At 72.2% G+C, this 14472-nt stretch carries 15 protein-coding genes; 8 read left to right on the top strand and 7 right to left on the bottom strand.

The window, feature by feature from the left end:
* Positions 1 to 33: 33 nt before the first annotated feature.
* The gene (locus ACVHNB_RS13545) at positions 34 to 465 is read left to right on the top strand and encodes a GNAT family N-acetyltransferase (protein WP_428951037.1); all 432 of its coding nucleotides are present in this window, start codon (positions 34 to 36) and stop codon (positions 463 to 465) included.
* A 7-nt stretch (positions 466 to 472) separates the two neighbouring features.
* Here ACVHNB_RS13545 and ACVHNB_RS13540 read toward each other — a convergent pair whose 3' ends face one another.
* On the bottom strand, positions 473 to 1054 hold the full coding sequence (locus ACVHNB_RS13540; RefSeq protein ID WP_428951038.1) for an MSMEG_1061 family FMN-dependent PPOX-type flavoprotein: 582 nt from the start codon (positions 1052 to 1054) through the stop codon (positions 473 to 475).
* A 169-nt stretch (positions 1055 to 1223) separates the two neighbouring features.
* Here ACVHNB_RS13540 and ACVHNB_RS13535 point away from each other — a divergent pair, with 169 nt between their 5' ends.
* From ACVHNB_RS13535 to ACVHNB_RS13520, 4 genes are read left to right on the top strand one after another with little or no spacing between them, the layout of a single operon-like run.
* Positions 1224 to 2267, top strand: a complete 1044-nt coding sequence (locus tag ACVHNB_RS13535; protein ID WP_428951039.1) for a FecCD family ABC transporter permease — start codon at positions 1224 to 1226, stop codon at positions 2265 to 2267.
* On the top strand, positions 2264 to 3313 hold the full coding sequence (locus ACVHNB_RS13530) for a FecCD family ABC transporter permease (protein WP_428951040.1): 1050 nt from the start codon (positions 2264 to 2266) through the stop codon (positions 3311 to 3313). The genes ACVHNB_RS13535 and ACVHNB_RS13530 overlap by 4 nt, the downstream gene beginning before the upstream one ends.
* A gap of 2 nt (positions 3314 to 3315) precedes the next feature.
* Entirely contained in the window at positions 3316 to 4182 is an 867-nt protein-coding gene (locus ACVHNB_RS13525; RefSeq protein WP_428951041.1) for an ABC transporter ATP-binding protein, read from the top strand.
* Positions 4183 to 4232: 50 nt separating this feature from the next.
* On the top strand, positions 4233 to 5240 hold the full coding sequence (locus ACVHNB_RS13520) for an iron-siderophore ABC transporter substrate-binding protein (RefSeq protein WP_428951042.1): 1008 nt from the start codon (positions 4233 to 4235) through the stop codon (positions 5238 to 5240).
* Positions 5241 to 5247: 7 nt separating this feature from the next.
* Here ACVHNB_RS13520 and ACVHNB_RS13515 read toward each other — a convergent pair whose 3' ends face one another.
* From ACVHNB_RS13515 to ACVHNB_RS13500, 4 genes are read right to left on the bottom strand one after another with little or no spacing between them, the layout of a single operon-like run.
* Complete coding sequence (locus tag ACVHNB_RS13515) at positions 5248 to 6063, bottom strand: ABC transporter permease (protein WP_428951043.1); 816 nt, start codon at positions 6061 to 6063, stop codon at positions 5248 to 5250.
* Positions 6064 to 6075: 12 nt separating this feature from the next.
* Positions 6076 to 6930, bottom strand: a complete 855-nt coding sequence (locus ACVHNB_RS13510) for an ABC transporter permease (protein ID WP_456228178.1) — start codon at positions 6928 to 6930, stop codon at positions 6076 to 6078.
* 7 nt (positions 6931 to 6937) lie between these two features.
* Positions 6938 to 8149, bottom strand: a complete 1212-nt coding sequence (locus ACVHNB_RS13505) for an ABC transporter substrate-binding protein (RefSeq protein WP_428951045.1) — start codon at positions 8147 to 8149, stop codon at positions 6938 to 6940.
* Positions 8150 to 8183: 34 nt separating this feature from the next.
* The gene (locus tag ACVHNB_RS13500; RefSeq protein WP_456228177.1) at positions 8184 to 9266 is read right to left on the bottom strand and encodes an ABC transporter ATP-binding protein; all 1083 of its coding nucleotides are present in this window, start codon (positions 9264 to 9266) and stop codon (positions 8184 to 8186) included.
* Between the two features lie 64 nt (positions 9267 to 9330).
* Between ACVHNB_RS13500 and ACVHNB_RS13495 the strand changes: the two genes are divergently transcribed.
* Complete coding sequence (locus ACVHNB_RS13495) at positions 9331 to 9633, top strand: YciI family protein (RefSeq protein ID WP_456228176.1); 303 nt, start codon at positions 9331 to 9333, stop codon at positions 9631 to 9633.
* A 9-nt stretch (positions 9634 to 9642) separates the two neighbouring features.
* Here ACVHNB_RS13495 and ACVHNB_RS13490 read toward each other — a convergent pair whose 3' ends face one another.
* Entirely contained in the window at positions 9643 to 10761 is a 1119-nt protein-coding gene (locus ACVHNB_RS13490; RefSeq protein ID WP_456228175.1) for a WD40/YVTN/BNR-like repeat-containing protein, read from the bottom strand.
* A 182-nt stretch (positions 10762 to 10943) separates the two neighbouring features.
* Here ACVHNB_RS13490 and ssgD point away from each other — a divergent pair, with 182 nt between their 5' ends.
* On the top strand, positions 10944 to 11360 hold the full coding sequence (gene ssgD / locus ACVHNB_RS13485) for a spore wall synthesis regulator SsgD (protein ID WP_428951050.1): 417 nt from the start codon (positions 10944 to 10946) through the stop codon (positions 11358 to 11360).
* A 489-nt stretch (positions 11361 to 11849) separates the two neighbouring features.
* Here ssgD and ACVHNB_RS13480 read toward each other — a convergent pair whose 3' ends face one another.
* Positions 11850 to 12410, bottom strand: a complete 561-nt coding sequence (locus tag ACVHNB_RS13480) for a GOLPH3/VPS74 family protein (RefSeq protein WP_456228174.1) — start codon at positions 12408 to 12410, stop codon at positions 11850 to 11852.
* Between the two features lie 297 nt (positions 12411 to 12707).
* Between ACVHNB_RS13480 and ACVHNB_RS13475 the strand changes: the two genes are divergently transcribed.
* Complete coding sequence (locus ACVHNB_RS13475) at positions 12708 to 14342, top strand: ABC-F family ATP-binding cassette domain-containing protein (protein ID WP_456228173.1); 1635 nt, start codon at positions 12708 to 12710, stop codon at positions 14340 to 14342.
* Positions 14343 to 14472 lie beyond the last annotated feature (130 nt).

Here is a 14472-nt window from a genome sequence, read left to right as displayed (position 1 = left end):
AGCGCGCACACGGACGCCCGTATGATGTAAGGCATGAGTGCAATTACTGACCCTTACACGGTCGAGGCCGGGGTCCCGTCGGTCGACGTCTTCCGGCGCCTGCGCACGGACGCGGGGCTCTCCGACAAAGCACCCGAGGCCGTCGCGCTCGCCCTGCCCCACACCTGGTACGGCGTGCTGCTGCGGCACGAGGGGGAGCCGATCGGGATGGGGCGGATCATCGGGGACGGCGGCACGGCGTTCCAGATCGTCGACATCTGCGTGCACCCTGCCCACCAGGGCCAGGGCCTCGGGAAGCGGATCATGGCCGCGCTGACCGAGGAGCTGGAGCGCCGGGCGCCCGCGACCGCGTACGTCTCGCTGATCGCGGACGGGCCGGCGAAGTTCCTCTACGAGAAGTTCGGCTTCGCCGAGACCTCGACGCACGACTCCGTGGGCATGTACCGCCTGATGAGCGGCAACTGAGTCCCCGTCAGCGCCGGGCGGTACGGCCGCCGCTCTCCCACGACTGCGGATTCCACAGGCCCGAGCGCCGCAGCGACTGAGGGCAGTGGAGATAGATCTCGTCGATCTCCAGGAGCAGGGCGAGGGTCGGCCGCTGCTCCTTGACGGTCATGTCGTCGAAGAACGGGGCGTCGGTGAGGATCCGGGCCCGGCCGTTGATCCGCAGGACGTCGGTGGCGCCGGGTATCAGGAACAGCAGGCCCGCGTGCGGGTTCTGGAGGACGTTGTGGAAGCTGTCGGCGCGCCGGTTGCCGGGCCGGTCCGGCAGGGCGATCGTGCCGGGGTCGACGACGTGCGCGAACCCGGGGCCGTCCCCGCGCGGCGACGTGTCGCAGTTGCCGTGCGCGTCCGACGTGGAGAGCAGGCAGAACGGCGAGCGGGCGAGCAACTCCCGGTCCCGGTCGTCGAGTCGGTCGTGGACCTTGTCGATCACGATGGGGTGCGGCTCCCCGAGCATCTCGCGCAGCTGCTCCGCGGAGCGCAGCTCCTCGTAACCGTCGCCCCGCTCCGGGGACGGGCGGGACGCGAGGGTGTCCGTGCCGTGCAGCAAACCGACTCCTGAGTTCGTACGGGACCGCGGCGCGTCCGCAGGCCGCGCCAAGGGTAGTTGTCGAATGAACCTTATCCGATGTTAGGTTAGGCTCACCTAACGCCTGGAACGCGTGGTTCCGGCACCTGTCGCCCTGCGCGGCATCCGGTGGACAAGGAACGACGAACCAGTGCAACTCACCCTGTGGGACACGGCCCCCGTGGCCCGCCGCCGCGGCACCGCGCGGTCGCTGCTCGGCCTCGGAGCACTCGCCGTGCTCCTGCTGGCCGCGACCGGCCTCAGCCTCGCCGTCGGCTCGGGCCGGGTCCCGCTCGCCGACGTGGTCGCGGGGCTCTTCCACCCCGACCGCGGCGTCCGCGCCCAGCTGATCGTCCAGGAGGTGCGGATCCCGCGCACCGCCGCGGGCCTGATGGCCGGCGCCGCGCTCGGTCTGGCGGGCGCCGTGATGCAGGGCGTGGCGCGCAACCCGCTCGCCGACCCGGGCCTGTTGGGCGTCAACGCAGGCGCCTCCGTCTTCGTGGTCTTCGCGATCAGCGTGCTCGCCCTGACCGAGCCGCGGCAGTACATCTGGTTCGGCTTCCTCGGCGCCTGTCTCGCCGCCGTCCTCGTCTACGGGATCGGCAGCCTGGGCCGCGAGGGCGCGACGCCCGTGAAGCTCGCCCTGTCCGGCGCGGCCGTGGCCGCCGCCCTCGGTGCCCTGACCAGCGCGATGCTGCTCACCGACCGCCAGACCTTCGACCAGTTCCGGTTCTGGCAGGTGGGGGCGTTGAACGGCCGGGAGCCGGACGTGCTGTGGCAGGCGCTGCCGTTCGTCGCCGTGGGGGTCGTGCTCGCCCTCGCGCTCGGCCCGCAGCTCAACACCCTGGCCCTGGGCGACGACACGGCCCGCGGGCTCGGCCAGCGGATCGCCCTGGCCCGGATCGGCGCCGCGGCCTGCGTGGTCCTGCTGTGCGGGGCCGCGACCGTGATCGCCGGACCGATCGCCTTCGTGGGCCTGGCCGTGCCGCACGCGGTGCGCCTGATCACCGGGCCCGACTACCGGTGGATCCTGCCCTGCAGCGCGCTGCTCGCCCCGGCCGCGCTGCTCCTCGCCGATGTCGCCGGACGGCTCGTCGCGCGGCCCGGCGAGGTCCAGGTCGGCGTGATGACGGCCGCGCTCGGCGCCGTGCCGTTCGTCGTGCTCGTGCGGCGCAGGAAGACGGTGGAGCTGTGACCGGCACCGCCCTGCACGCCGCCACCGCCCGTGTCGTGTCCGTACGCCGGCGCCGGCGTGCCCGCTTCACCGCCGTGACCGCCACCCTCGCCGTGGCCGCGTTCGCCGCGCTGTGCGTCTCGCTGAGCTTCGGCGACTACACGCTCCCGCTGCGCGACGTGGTCGCCACCCTGTTCGGCGGGGGCGACAGCGGCACCCGCTTCGTGGTGCTCGAACTGCGCCTGCCGCGCGCCCTGCTGGCGCTGCTCGTCGGCTGCTGCTTCGGCCTGTCCGGCGCGGTCTTCCAGACCCTGCTGCGCAATCCGCTCGCCAGCCCCGACATCATCGGCGTCAGCTCCGGCGCGGGCGCGGCCGTCGTGCTGGCCGGCGGGCTCGCCGGCCTGAGCGGTACGCCCCTGTCGTTCGTGGCACTGTCCGGCGCCCTGGTCACCGGCGCAGCCGTCTACCTGCTCGCCTGGCGCAAGGGCGTCACCGGCTACCGGCTCGTCCTGATCGGGCTCGGCGTCGGTACCGGCCTGTCGAGCGTGATCTCGTACCAGATGACGCGCTCGGACGTGACGGAGGCGCAGACCGCGTTCCTGTGGCTGGCCGGGAGCCTCAACGGCCGCTCCTGGCCGCAGTTCTGGCCGCTGCTCGTCGGCGCCGCGGTGCTCGTGCCGCTGACCGTCGTGGCCGCCCGCGCGCTGTCCGCGCTGCAGCTCGGCGACGACACGGCAGGCGGGCTCGGCTCACGGGTCGAGCGGGACCGGCTCGCCCTGCTCGCCTGTGCCACCGCGCTGGCCGGGGTGGCGACGGCCGCGGCGGGCCCCGTCGGCTTCGTCGCGTTCGTGTCGCCGCCGATCGCCCGGCGCCTGGTGCCGGGGCAGGGTGCGGCCCTGCTGCCCTCCGCCCTGACCGGCGCGCTCCTGGTGACCGTCGCCGACTTCGCGGGCCAGCACGTGCTGCCCGGCACCCAGCTGCCCGTCGGCATCGTGACGAGTGTGATCGGCGCCCCGTACCTGCTGTGGCTGCTGGCCCGGGCCAACCGGGTCGGGCAGGGCGGCTGACCATGCGCCCCGCACCGCACCTGTCCCGTCCCGACGCCCTCGACGAACCGGAGACCCCCGTGGCTTCCCCGCACACCCTGCAGGCCCGCGGCCTCGAACTCGGCTACGGCGAGCGCCGCATCGTCTCCGCGCTGGACGTCGACGTCCCGCCCGGCCGGATCACCGTCGTGGTCGGCCCGAACGCCTGCGGCAAGTCGACGCTGCTGCGGTCGATGGCCCGGCTGCTCACCCCGACGGCGGGCACGGTCCTGCTCGACGGGCGCAGCGTGCACGCCATGTCCACCAAGGACGTGGCCGCGGTGCTCGGCGTGCTGCCGCAGACCCCGGTCGCGCCCGAGTCGATCACCGTCGCCGACCTGGTGGGCCGGGGCCGGTATCCGCACCAGGGCTGGTTCCGGCGCTGGACGCCCGCCGACGACGAGGCGGTGGCCACCGCGCTGGCGGCGACGGACGTCCTCGATCTCGCGGACCGGTCGATCGACGAGCTCTCCGGCGGCCAGCGCCAGCGCGTCTGGATCGCCATGGCCCTGGCCCAGGAGACGGAACTGCTGCTGCTCGACGAGCCGACGACCTATCTCGACATCAGCCACCAGCTCGACGTCCTCGACCTGCTCACCGACCTCAACCGGCAGCGCGGCGTCACGCTCGTCGTCGTCCTGCACGACCTCAACCTGGCCTGCCGCTACGCCGACCACCTCGTCGCCATGAAAGACGGGCGCATCGTCGCCGAGGGCGCGCCCCGCGAGGTCGTCACCGAGGACCTCGTCGCCGAGGTGTTCGGGCTGCGCAGCACCGTCATCCCCGACCCGGCGTCCGGCACCCCGCTGATCGTCCCCATGGGGCGCCATCACGTCGACGCCGCCCCGTGACCCCGACCCGTGACCCCGCCCCCGCAACAGAACCGCGAAAAGAGCCCCTCATGTCCACCCGGACCCCCCGTACCACCCGCCGCCGGCTGCTCGGCGGCGCGCTCGCGCTGACCCTCGCCGGCGCCCTCGCCGCCTGCGGCTCGAACGACGACGAGGCGGCGGGCCCGGCCGCCCAGAAGTCCGCGGGCAGCTTCCCCGCGAAGGTCTCCACCAAGTTCGGCACCGTGACGGTCGACGAGCAGCCCCGGCGCGTCGTCGCGCTCGGCTGGGGCGACGCCGAGACGGCCCTCGCGCTCGGCGTGCAGCCGGTCGGCGCGAGCGACTGGCTGGCCTTCGGCGGCGACGGCGTCGGCCCCTGGGCCAAGGGCGCGTACGACAAGTCCCCGCAGAAGATCGGCACGCTGGAGCCCGAGTACGAGAAGATCGCGGCGCTCGAGCCGGACCTCATCCTCGACACCAAGTCCAGCGGCGACCAGACGCGCTACGACACCCTCAGCAAGATCGCGCCGACCATCGGTGTGCCCAAGGGCGGCGACCAGTACAAGATCTCCTGGGAGAAGCAGACCACCATGGTCGCCCAGGCGCTCGGCGTCCCCGACAAGGGCGAGAAGCTGATCGACGACACGGAGCGGCAGTTCGCGGACGCGGCCGCCGCGCACCCGGAGTTCAAGGGCCGGAGCATCACGGTCGGTTCGCGCACCGCCTCGGCCTGGGGCGCGTACGTGCACGGCACCGGCCGGCTGGACTTCGTCGAGCGGCTCGGCTTCGAGAACAACGCGGCCGTGGAGAAGAAGGCGGGCGCCGCGTTCTCGGTGCCGGTGTCGGAGGAGAACCTCCAGATGCTCGACGCGGACCTGATGGTGATGGCGCCGATCGGCACCACCGCGAAGAAGATCGAGTCGGACCCGCTGTACCGGGCGATCCCGGCGGTGAAGAAGGGTCACTCGGTCGTCTTCGACGACACGAACCTCAGCTCCGCCTTCGCCACCGACTCGGTGCTCTCGGTCCAGTACGCGCTGAAGAACGTGGTGCCGCTGTTCGCGAAGGCCATGGACTGACCCGTCGTCACACCCGGCTGCCCGCCGCCGTGTCGGAGGACAGCCGCTGGGCCAGGTACACCGGGATCACCGACAGCAGGACGAGGACGACGGCCACCACGTTGACCACCGGGGCCTGCTGGGGGCGGGCCATGTTGGAGAAGATCCAGATCGGCAGGGTCTGCACGCCCGCCCCCGCGGTGAAGGTGGTCACGACGATCTCGTCGAAGGACAGCGCGAACGCGAGCAGGCCGCCGGCCGCGAGCGCCGAGCGGGTCAGCGGGAACGTGATGTCGCGGAACGTCCGGAACGTGTCGGCGCCCAGGTCCATGGCCGCCTCCTCGTACGAGCCCGGGAGGCGGCGCAGCCGGGCGGCGACGTTGTTGAAGACGACCACGACGCAGAACGTGGCGTGTCCGACGACGACGGTGAACAGGCCGAGGCCGATGCCGAGGGGCTCCAGGACCGTGCGGAAAGCGGTGTTGAGGGCGACGCCGGTGATGATGCCGGGCAGCGCGATGGGCAGCACGACGGCGAAGGAGAGCGCCTCCCGACCGAAGAACCGGTACCGGGCGATCGCGAAGGCGATCAGGGTGCCGAGGACGAGGGCGATGACGGTGGCGCCGAGGCCCGCCTTCACGGACGTCCACAGGGCGTCCCTGGCGCCCGCGCTGTGCCAGGCGTCCTGCCACCATCGCAGGGTGAAGCCGTCCGGCGGCCAGCTCGAACTGCGGTCCCGGTTCAGGGAGTTGACGACGACCAGGAGCAGCGGGACGTAGATGACGGCGAAGCCGGTCAGGGCGCCGACGCGGAGCGCGATGCGCGCGGGGCGGGACAGGTGCACCACGGGCTCCCTTCAGAGGCTGCTGAGCGCGCCGGTGCGGCGCACCGCGAGCAGATAGAGGACGATCACGACGACCGGCACGGTGCCGAGGGCGGCGGCCAGCGGCAGGTCCAGGGTGATGTTGGAGTAGACGACGTTGCCGATCAGCTGGGTCTTGCCGCCGACGATCTGGACGGCGATGTAGTCGCCGAGGCTGAGCGAGAACGTGAAGACGGAGCCCGCCGCGACGGACGGCAGGACGAGCGGCAGCAGCACCGTGCGGACGGTGCGCCAGGTGCGGGCGCCCAGGTCGGCGGAGGCGTCGAGCAGGCTGTCGGGGATCCGTTCGAGACCCGCGTGGATCGGCAGGATCATGTACGGCAGCCAGAGGTAGGTCAGGACGAGGACCGTCGCGGTGAGCCCGTAGCCGGGACCGTCCACCCCGAACGGGGACAACAGCCAGTCCAGCAGGCCCCCTTGGGCGAGCATGACGCGCCACGCGTACGCCTTGACGAGATAGCTCGCCCACAGCGGCATGAGGATGGCGACGACGAGCAGCGGGCGCCACCGGGGCCGGGCGACGCGCGCCGTGTAGAAGGCGATCGGGAACGCGAGGACGACGCACAGCGCCGTGACGGCGAGGGCGACTGCCGTGCTGCGCAGGGCGACCTGGCGGTACACGTCCGTCGTGAACAGGGCCGTGAAGTTGTCCAGGGTCCAGGTGCGCACGATGTCCGAGGTGAACGGGTCCGTGGTCCACAGGCCCGACAGGAACAGCACCGCGAGCGACCCCAGATAGGCGACGACGAGCCAGGTCAGGGGCGCCGCGAGGAGCAGGGCCAGGCGCAGCCGGGGGCTGCGGTGCAGCGTCCCGGCGACCTTCTTCACGACCGCCTCAGCCCTTGATCTCGGTCCACGCCTGCACCCACTTCGCGTAGGGCACGCATGTCACGTCGGTGCGTCCGTCGAGGCACTGCGGGATGGGCGTGGTCCAGAAGTGGACCTGCTTCCAGTACGCGGCGTCGTCGGCGTGGTAGGTCGCGCAGTGCTGCTTGTCGGCGGTCTCGTCGCAGGCCTTCGCGTTGGCGGGAGCCTCGCCGAAGTACTCGGCGACCTGCGCGTTGGTCCGGGGCGAGACGATCCAGTCGAGCCATTTGTAGGCGCAGTTGGGGTGCTGGGCCTTCGCGGAGACCATCCACGTGTCGGACCAGCCGGTGGCGCCCTCCTTCGGGAGGACGGCCTCGACGGGCGCCTTCTCGGCCCGGGCGGTGTTCACGATGACCTGCCAGCTGGTGCCGATCACCGAGTCGCCGCTCTTGAAGGCGGAGATCTCCTTCAGGTAGTCGCTCCAGTACTCGCCGACGTTCGCGTTCTGCTTCTTCAACAGGCTCACGGCGGCGTCGAACTGTTTCTGGTCGAGGGCGTAGGGGTCCTTGATGCCGAGGCCGGGCTCCGTCTTCATCAGGTACAGCGCGGCGTCGGCGATGTAGATCGGCGAGTCGTACGCCGTGACGTTCCCCTTGTGCCGCGCCGCGTCGTCGAAGACGGCCTTCCAGGAGTCGGGGGCCGGAGAGATCTTGTCGGTGCGGTACATGAGGAGGTTGGCGCCGCGGCCGTGCGGGATGCCGTAGGCGACGTTCTTGACGGAGTTCCAGGGCTGCATCTTCAACCCCGGGAAAATGTCCTTGTAGTGGGGCACGAGGTCGGTGTTGACGGGGGCCGCGTCGCCGGACGCGATCAGGCGCAGGGAGGCGTCGCCGGACGCGGAGACGGCGTCGTACTGGCCGGTCTTCATGAGGTTGACCATCTCGTCGGAGGTCCCGGCGACCTTGGTGCTGACCTGACAGCCCGTCCGTTTCTCGAAGGGGGTGACCCAGTCGATCTTCGGGTCGTTCGAGCCGTCCTCGGCGTAGCCGGCCCAGGCGATGAGACTGACCTTGCCCTCCGCCTTGCCGAGGGACTCGGGCGCGGAGAGCTTCGGCGGGGTGAAGCCCCGTTCGCCGGGCGCGCCGCTTCCGCCTCCCCCGTCGTCGGAGGAGCCGCAGGCCGTGACGAGGAGCAGTCCGCCGAGGGCGGCGGCGGTCATGAGGGTTCGGGTTGCGCGCACGAGGTCTCCCTGTCGGTCGATTCGCGTGAGTCGCTCAAGTCGTGTGGCTCAGTGGGACGTTGTGCCGTCGGTGCCAGCGCAGCAGGACCCGGCTGCCCGGCAGGGCGAGGGCGTCGGCCGCCGTGGTGTCCAGGTTCTGGCGTACGACGACGAAGCGTGCGCCGGCGTCGGTGTCGACGACGACGCGGGTGCTGTCCCCGAGGTACACGGCGTCGGCGACGGTGCCGCGCACCTCACTGTGGTCCCGGGCGGGGCCCGCGCCGCGATCGTGCCCGCCGTCGGCGGCGAGGACGCGGATCTTCTCCGGTCTGATGCCGAACGTGCCGGATTCCCCCACGACCATCTCGGCGGCCGCACCGGTGAGGGTGTTGGAGGTGCCGACGAAGGACGCGACGAAGGCGGAGGCGGGCGTCTCGTACAACTCCCCCGGTGTACCGACCTGTTCGACGCGTCCGGCGTTCATGACGGCGATCCGGTCGCTGAGCGCGAGGGCCTCGGCCTGGTCGTGGGTGACGAGCACGAAGGTGATGCCGACGTCGCGCTGGAGTTCCTTGAGCTCGGTCTGCATCTGTTCGCGCAGTTTGAGGTCGAGGGCGCCGAGCGGTTCGTCGAGCAGCAGGACGCGGGGGCGCACCACCAACGCCCTTGCCAGCGCGACGCGTTGACGCTGACCGCCGGAGAGCTGTCCGGGCCTGCGGCCGCCCAGGCCTTCGAGGCGGACGGACGCGAGGGCGGCGCGGGCCCGCTCGGCCTGCTTCCTGCGGCCGACGCCGCGCACCTTCAGTCCGTAGGCGACGTTCCGCTCGACGCTCATGTGCGGGAACAGCGCGTAGTCCTGGAAGACGGTGGTGACGTCGCGCTCGAAGGGGGCGCGGCGGGTGACGTCGGCGCCGTCGAGCAGGACGGTGCCGCTCGTCGGTGTCTCGAACCCGGCGATCAGCCGCAGCACGGTCGTCTTCCCGGACCCGGACGGGCCGAGCAGCGAGAAGAACTCGCCCTCGGCGACGTCGAGTTCGACGCCGTCGACGGCACGCACGTCACCGAAGGTCTTGCGCACCCCGCGCAGGCCGATCGCGGCCGCCCCGCGCGCCGCGTCCTGTGTCGGTCGTCCCGGCATCGCCATACGCGTAGATCATGCACATTTCAACGATCCCCACAAGACCGCCGGTAGTCTGCCGATCATGTTTGTACTGGAATTGACGTACACCGCACCGCTGGAGAGCGTCGACGCCCTTCTGGACGCGCATCGCGCCTGGCTCGACGAGCAGTTCGGGGCGGGGGCCTTCCTCGCCGCGGGCCGCAAGGAGCCGCGCGAGGGCGGCATCATCATCGCCGCGGGGGCCGACCGCGCGACGATCGAGCGGATCACGGCGAGCGACCCCTTCGTGACCGGCGGGGTGTGCGCGTACCGGGTGAGCGAGTTCGTCGCGGCCCGGACCGCGCCCGAACTCGCCCGTTTCCAGGAGCAGTTGCCTCCCGGCTAGCGCTTCCGGTCAGTGCTGGAGGCGGGCCACCCGGCCTTTCTCGCCCGCCGCCCAGCAGGCACCGTCGCGCGTGCAGTCGACGGTGTCGTACGAGCCCGGGTCCACGGTGCGCCAGGTGCGGCCCGCGTCCGTGGTGAGGTCGGTGCCGGTCGGGCCGACGGCGAGGGCGGCGCCCCGGCTGTGCGGGAGCCAGGCGACGCCGGAGCGGTAGGCCGGCGGGGGCTGCGCCGACGCCGTCCAGGTGCGGCCCGCGTCGCCGGTGACCGCGGCGGCCCGCGGCGAGGGCTGGTCGGCGCGGTAGTCGCCGCCCACCGCGATGCCGTGCGTCCGGTCGCGGAAGGCGAGGCCGAAGACGCCGCGCGCCGGGTCGCCCGCCGGGATCGGGGCCTCGCTCGCGGTCCAGGTCAGGCCGCGGTCGGCGGAGTGCAGCACGCGGGATGCCGCGCCGCCGCCGGTGGCCAGCCAGACGTCCTTCGGGCCGGACGCCACCAGGCACTGGCCGGACGCGGCGAAGCCCGCCTCGCCGGTCTGCGCGGGCGGCATCCCGGCGGTCGGCAGCACCCGCCAGGAGCGGCCGCCGTCGCCGGTCGACAGGATGCGGTACCTGCCGTCGACCGGATCGCTCATCGCGAGGCCGTGGCGCCGGTCGAAGAACGTCACGCAGTCGTAGAACGCCTTCGGGTCGGTGTTGCGGAACGACTCCGTCCAGGTCGCGCCGCCGTCCTGCGTACGGAAGATCCGGGACGCCTCGCCCTCCCCGATGGCCAGGACCACCGCGCGGCGGGCGTCGAACGCCTCGACGTCGCGGAACTCCAGCTCGCCGGCGTCCGGCGGCGACACGGACTTCCAGTGCGCGCCGCCGTCCGTGGTGCGCAGCACGGTGCCCTTCGTCCCGGCGACCCACGCCGTGCTCCGGTCGACGGCGGCCAGGCCCCGGAACCGGGCGTCGGTGTGCGTGTCCGTCAGCTTCCACGCCGGGGTGCGGGCGGCGGCGGGGCCCGGTGCGGCGCCCAGCGCGAGCGCCGAGAGAGCCGTCACCGCCAGGACCGACACGGTCCGTCCCGCTCTGCCTCGCTTCCCCCTGCGCCCCGTGCTTCCCGCTGCCCTCACTGTCCTCAGTCGCCTCATGGCGCGCGAAGCTAGCCCACCGCCCCTGTGGTGGTCCAGAGCACCTTGAATGAAACCGGTGACAGAGGTCACTCGTTTTTCGTCGGTCCTGAGGTGCACGGATTTCCGCGTTCCGTCGTCTATTCAAGTGAGGCCGTCCGACCGTCCGCCGTCGTCCGCCAGTCGTCACAAGGGAGCAGGCGTTGTCCATCGTCATCGAGCAAGCCGTAGAGGCCCGTCTCGTCGCCGCCGCGCCGCGCATGGCGAGCATTCCCGCGACGTTGGGCTACGACGCGCGCGACCCGTTCGCCGTGCACATGTCCTTCCCTGCCCCGGCCACCCTGGAAGGCGTCGAGGTCTGCTGGACCTTCGCGCGCGAGCTGCTGACCTCCGGGGTGACGGAGCCGGCGGGCGCGGGTGACGTGCGCGTCCGGCCCTACGGCTACGACCGGACGGTCCTGGAGTTCCACGCCGTGGAGGGCACCGCGATCGTGCACATCCGCACGGGCGAGCTGGAGCGCTTCCTCACGGACACGACGGAGCTGGTGCCGGTCGGCGAGGAGTACCTGCACGTGGACGTGGACGGCGATCTGGCGGAGCTGCTGCGCGACGCGTGCTGACCCCGCCTCCGGGAAGCGGCTGACAGCCGTGCCGGTGGATGCCAGGGTGCGGTGAACAGGCGTGGGACGCGTTGTGCAGGGGGCATGGGGCACGAGGGGCGGGACGGGCGCCGTGCTCCGGCCCGCGCTGCGCCGCCTGTTCGCCGCCGCGCTCGCCGAGCACCACCACGTCTCGCTCGACCAACAGCGCGGGATCGTGAGGCGGGTGGGGTGGTGTCGGCCGGTGCGGGGTGTGTGTGGCTGGGTGCGCTGTTCCCGGGCCCCTCGGGCCGATCCGTCCGTCGCCCGGGGCCGGTGTCAGGTCGCCGATCCGGTCGGCGGGGGCGGTGATTCTGGCGGGTGCGCGTCGTGCGTGGCTGAGCGCGCGACTCCCCGCGCCCCTTGCGGGACGCTAGCCGCCCGATCCGGAGGATCTTGCCGCTTCCGCTGATCTCACCGCTGACTCCAGGGCCCTGCTGATCGGTGGGAGGTGCGGGCCCGCGGTCAGGGTCAGGGCCGCGAGGCGGGCGGTCCGGCGGCGGCGGTCGCGGGGGTGAGGAGGGTGCGGAGGTGGCCCGCGGCGGCCAGGACGGCCAGGGTCGCGTCGTCGCGGGGCACCGCGTCGGGCGGCGTACGGTCCGCCAGCGCGCCGAGCACCTCCGCGCGCAGCACCTCGACGTATCCCGCCCGTTGCAGCGCGTGCTCCGCGCGGGGGAAGAGACCGAGGACGCGGCCCCTTCCCGGGTGCAGATACCCGTCCGCGACCAGGCCCTGCCGGACCAGCGCGTGCGTGGAGCGGGCCCGGTGGGTGATCCAGCCGCGCCATTTCCTGGGCCGCGACTCCTCGATGAGTTCCAGGAGCTGGTCGAGGACGGCGTCGCCGGTCCGGACGCCGAGCACCGGGGTCACGATGCCGTCCGCGTCGTGGACGAGCTCCCGCCCGGCGAGCTCCGCGAGGACCGCGGCGCGGACCGCGAGCGGCAGGTCGGGGGCGCCGGCGATCCGGCCCTTGCCGGTGTCGTACGCCAGGAGGAAGAGGCGGGCGGGCACGGAGAGGGAGCCATGGGGCACGCCCGTCACGGTAATCGGTTGACACCTCCGAGGACAGGCTCTTACGGTGTATAGCGGTTCTGTTGCCGTCGATAGGAGAAGGACGTTGCTCGTCTGAGGTCCTGAGACACCGCGCATGTCACGCCGCGCACGTTTCTTCACGTGTTGCCCGTCGCGTCCATGTCGTCGTGTGAGACCTCGGCATCCGAGCCGTCCTCCCCGCCGGTACAGGCCTTTTTTGTTGCCCGTGGCCCGCGATGTCTCGAACGCGTCACACCGCCACCGTTCGCACCGAGCAACCGCGAGGCCCTCATGTCCATGTCCTCCCCCCATTCCCACAGCCCCGCCGCCACGTCGATCGCCGTCACCGCGCTCTCGTACGCCTGGCCGGACGGCACCGGCGTCTTCGACGGCCTGCAGGTCGCCTTCGGGCCGGGCCGCACCGGCCTCATCGGCGTCAACGGGTCAGGGAAATCAACCCTGTTGAAGCTGATCGCCGGTGAACTGAAACCGGTCGAGGGCACCGTGCGGGTGTCCGGCGAGATCGGCTACCTCCCGCAGAACGTCACCCTCGACACGGCCTTCCGTGTCGACGAGGCGCTCGGCATCGCCGGCATCCGGACCGCGCTGCACGCCATCGAGGCGGGTGACGTGCGCGAGGAGAACTTCACCGTCGTCGGCGACGACTGGGACGTCGAGGAGCGCGCGAGCGCCCTGCTCGGCGAACTCGGCCTGGGCCACATCGACCTGGACCGCACCATCGGCGAGGTGTCCGGCGGCGAGTCGGTGCTGCTGCGGCTGGCGGCGCTGCTGCTGCGCCGGCCCGACGTGCTCCTCCTCGACGAGCCGACGAACAACCTCGATCTGCACGCACGGCAGCGCCTGTACGCGGCCGTGGACGGCTGGTCCGGGGTCATGGTCGTGGTCAGCCATGACCGTGAACTCCTCGACCGCGTCGACCAGATCGCCGATCTGCGGGGCGGCGAGGTCGTCTGGTACGGCGGGAACCTGTCCGCGTACGAGGAGGCGCTCGCCGCCGAGCAGGAGGCGGCGGAGCGGATGGTCCGGGTCGCCGAGTCCGATCTGAAGAAGCAGAAGCGTGAACTGGCCGACGCCCAGGTCAAGTTGGCGCGGCGCAAGCGCTACGGGCAGAAGATGTGGGACAGCAAGCGCGAACCGAAGATCGTGATGGGTGCGCGCAAGCGGGCGGCGCAGGTCTCCGCCGGCAAGCACCGCATCATGCACGAGGAGAAACTCACCGATGCGAAGGAGCGGCTGGACGAGGCCGTGGAGGCGGTGCGCGACGACGACGAGATCCGGGTCGACCTGCCGTACACCGCCGTCCCGCCGGGCCGGTCCGTGCTGACCCTGCGCGAGCTGCGCCTGGCCTACGGGGCGCGCGTGGACGGCGAGTTCGAGCTGCGCGGGCCCGAACGCATCGCTCTGATCGGCCGCAACGGCGCGGGCAAGACGACGCTGCTGCGGACCGTCGCCGGCGAGCTGGCGGCGGTCGAGGGCGAGGCGACACCGCATGTGCCGCTGCGTTTTCTGCCGCAGCGCCTCGACGTACTGGACGACGAGGCGACCGTCGCCGAGAACGTGGCCCGGTTCGCGCCGGACGCCACCAACAACCGGATCCGGGCCCGGCTGGCCCGCTTCCTGTTCAAGGGGGCGCGGGCCGACCAGCGGGCGGCGACCCTGTCCGGCGGCGAACGATTCCGCGCGACGCTCGCCGCGCTGATGCTCGCCGAGCCGGCGCCGCAGCTGCTGATGCTCGACGAGCCGACGAACAACCTGGACATGGCGAGCGTGCGGCAGCTGACGTCGGCCCTGGAGTCGTACGAGGGCGCGCTGATCGTGGCGAGCCATGACCTGCCGTTCCTCGAGTCGATCGGCGTCACCCGGTGGTTGCTGCTGGAGGACGGGGTTCTCCAGGACACACCGGCTCCGTAAGGGGCGCGGGGAACGGCGCGACCAGCCACAGAAGGGCCGCGGTCGCGTCCGCTCGACACATGGGCGGACGCGACCGCGGACTTTCGTGGGCCGAGCGCGAAACCCCGACAAAAGGTGTCGGGTATCGGGC

The organism is Streptomyces sp. YJ-C3 (assembly GCF_053891275.1).
Note: the sequence above shows the minus strand (reverse complement) of the source record. Positions and strands in the feature narration are given on the sequence as shown.

Excerpts from the sequence above, each read along its gene's own strand:
- ACVHNB_RS13545 (WP_428951037.1), top strand. The coding sequence starts at position 34 with ATGAGTGCAATTACTGACCCTTACACGGTCGAGGCCGGGGTCCCGTCG.
- ACVHNB_RS13525 (WP_428951041.1), top strand. The coding sequence starts at position 3,316 with ATGCGCCCCGCACCGCACCTGTCCCGTCCCGACGCCCTCGACGAACCG.
- ACVHNB_RS13520 (WP_428951042.1), top strand. The coding sequence starts at position 4,233 with ATGTCCACCCGGACCCCCCGTACCACCCGCCGCCGGCTGCTCGGCGGC.
- ACVHNB_RS13500 (WP_456228177.1), bottom strand. The coding sequence starts at position 9,266 with ATGCCGGGACGACCGACACAGGACGCGGCGCGCGGGGCGGCCGCGATC.
- ACVHNB_RS13495 (WP_456228176.1), top strand. The coding sequence starts at position 9,331 with ATGTTTGTACTGGAATTGACGTACACCGCACCGCTGGAGAGCGTCGAC.
- ACVHNB_RS13490 (WP_456228175.1), bottom strand. The coding sequence starts at position 10,761 with ATGAGGCGACTGAGGACAGTGAGGGCAGCGGGAAGCACGGGGCGCAGG.
- ACVHNB_RS13475 (WP_456228173.1), top strand. The coding sequence starts at position 12,708 with ATGTCCTCCCCCCATTCCCACAGCCCCGCCGCCACGTCGATCGCCGTC.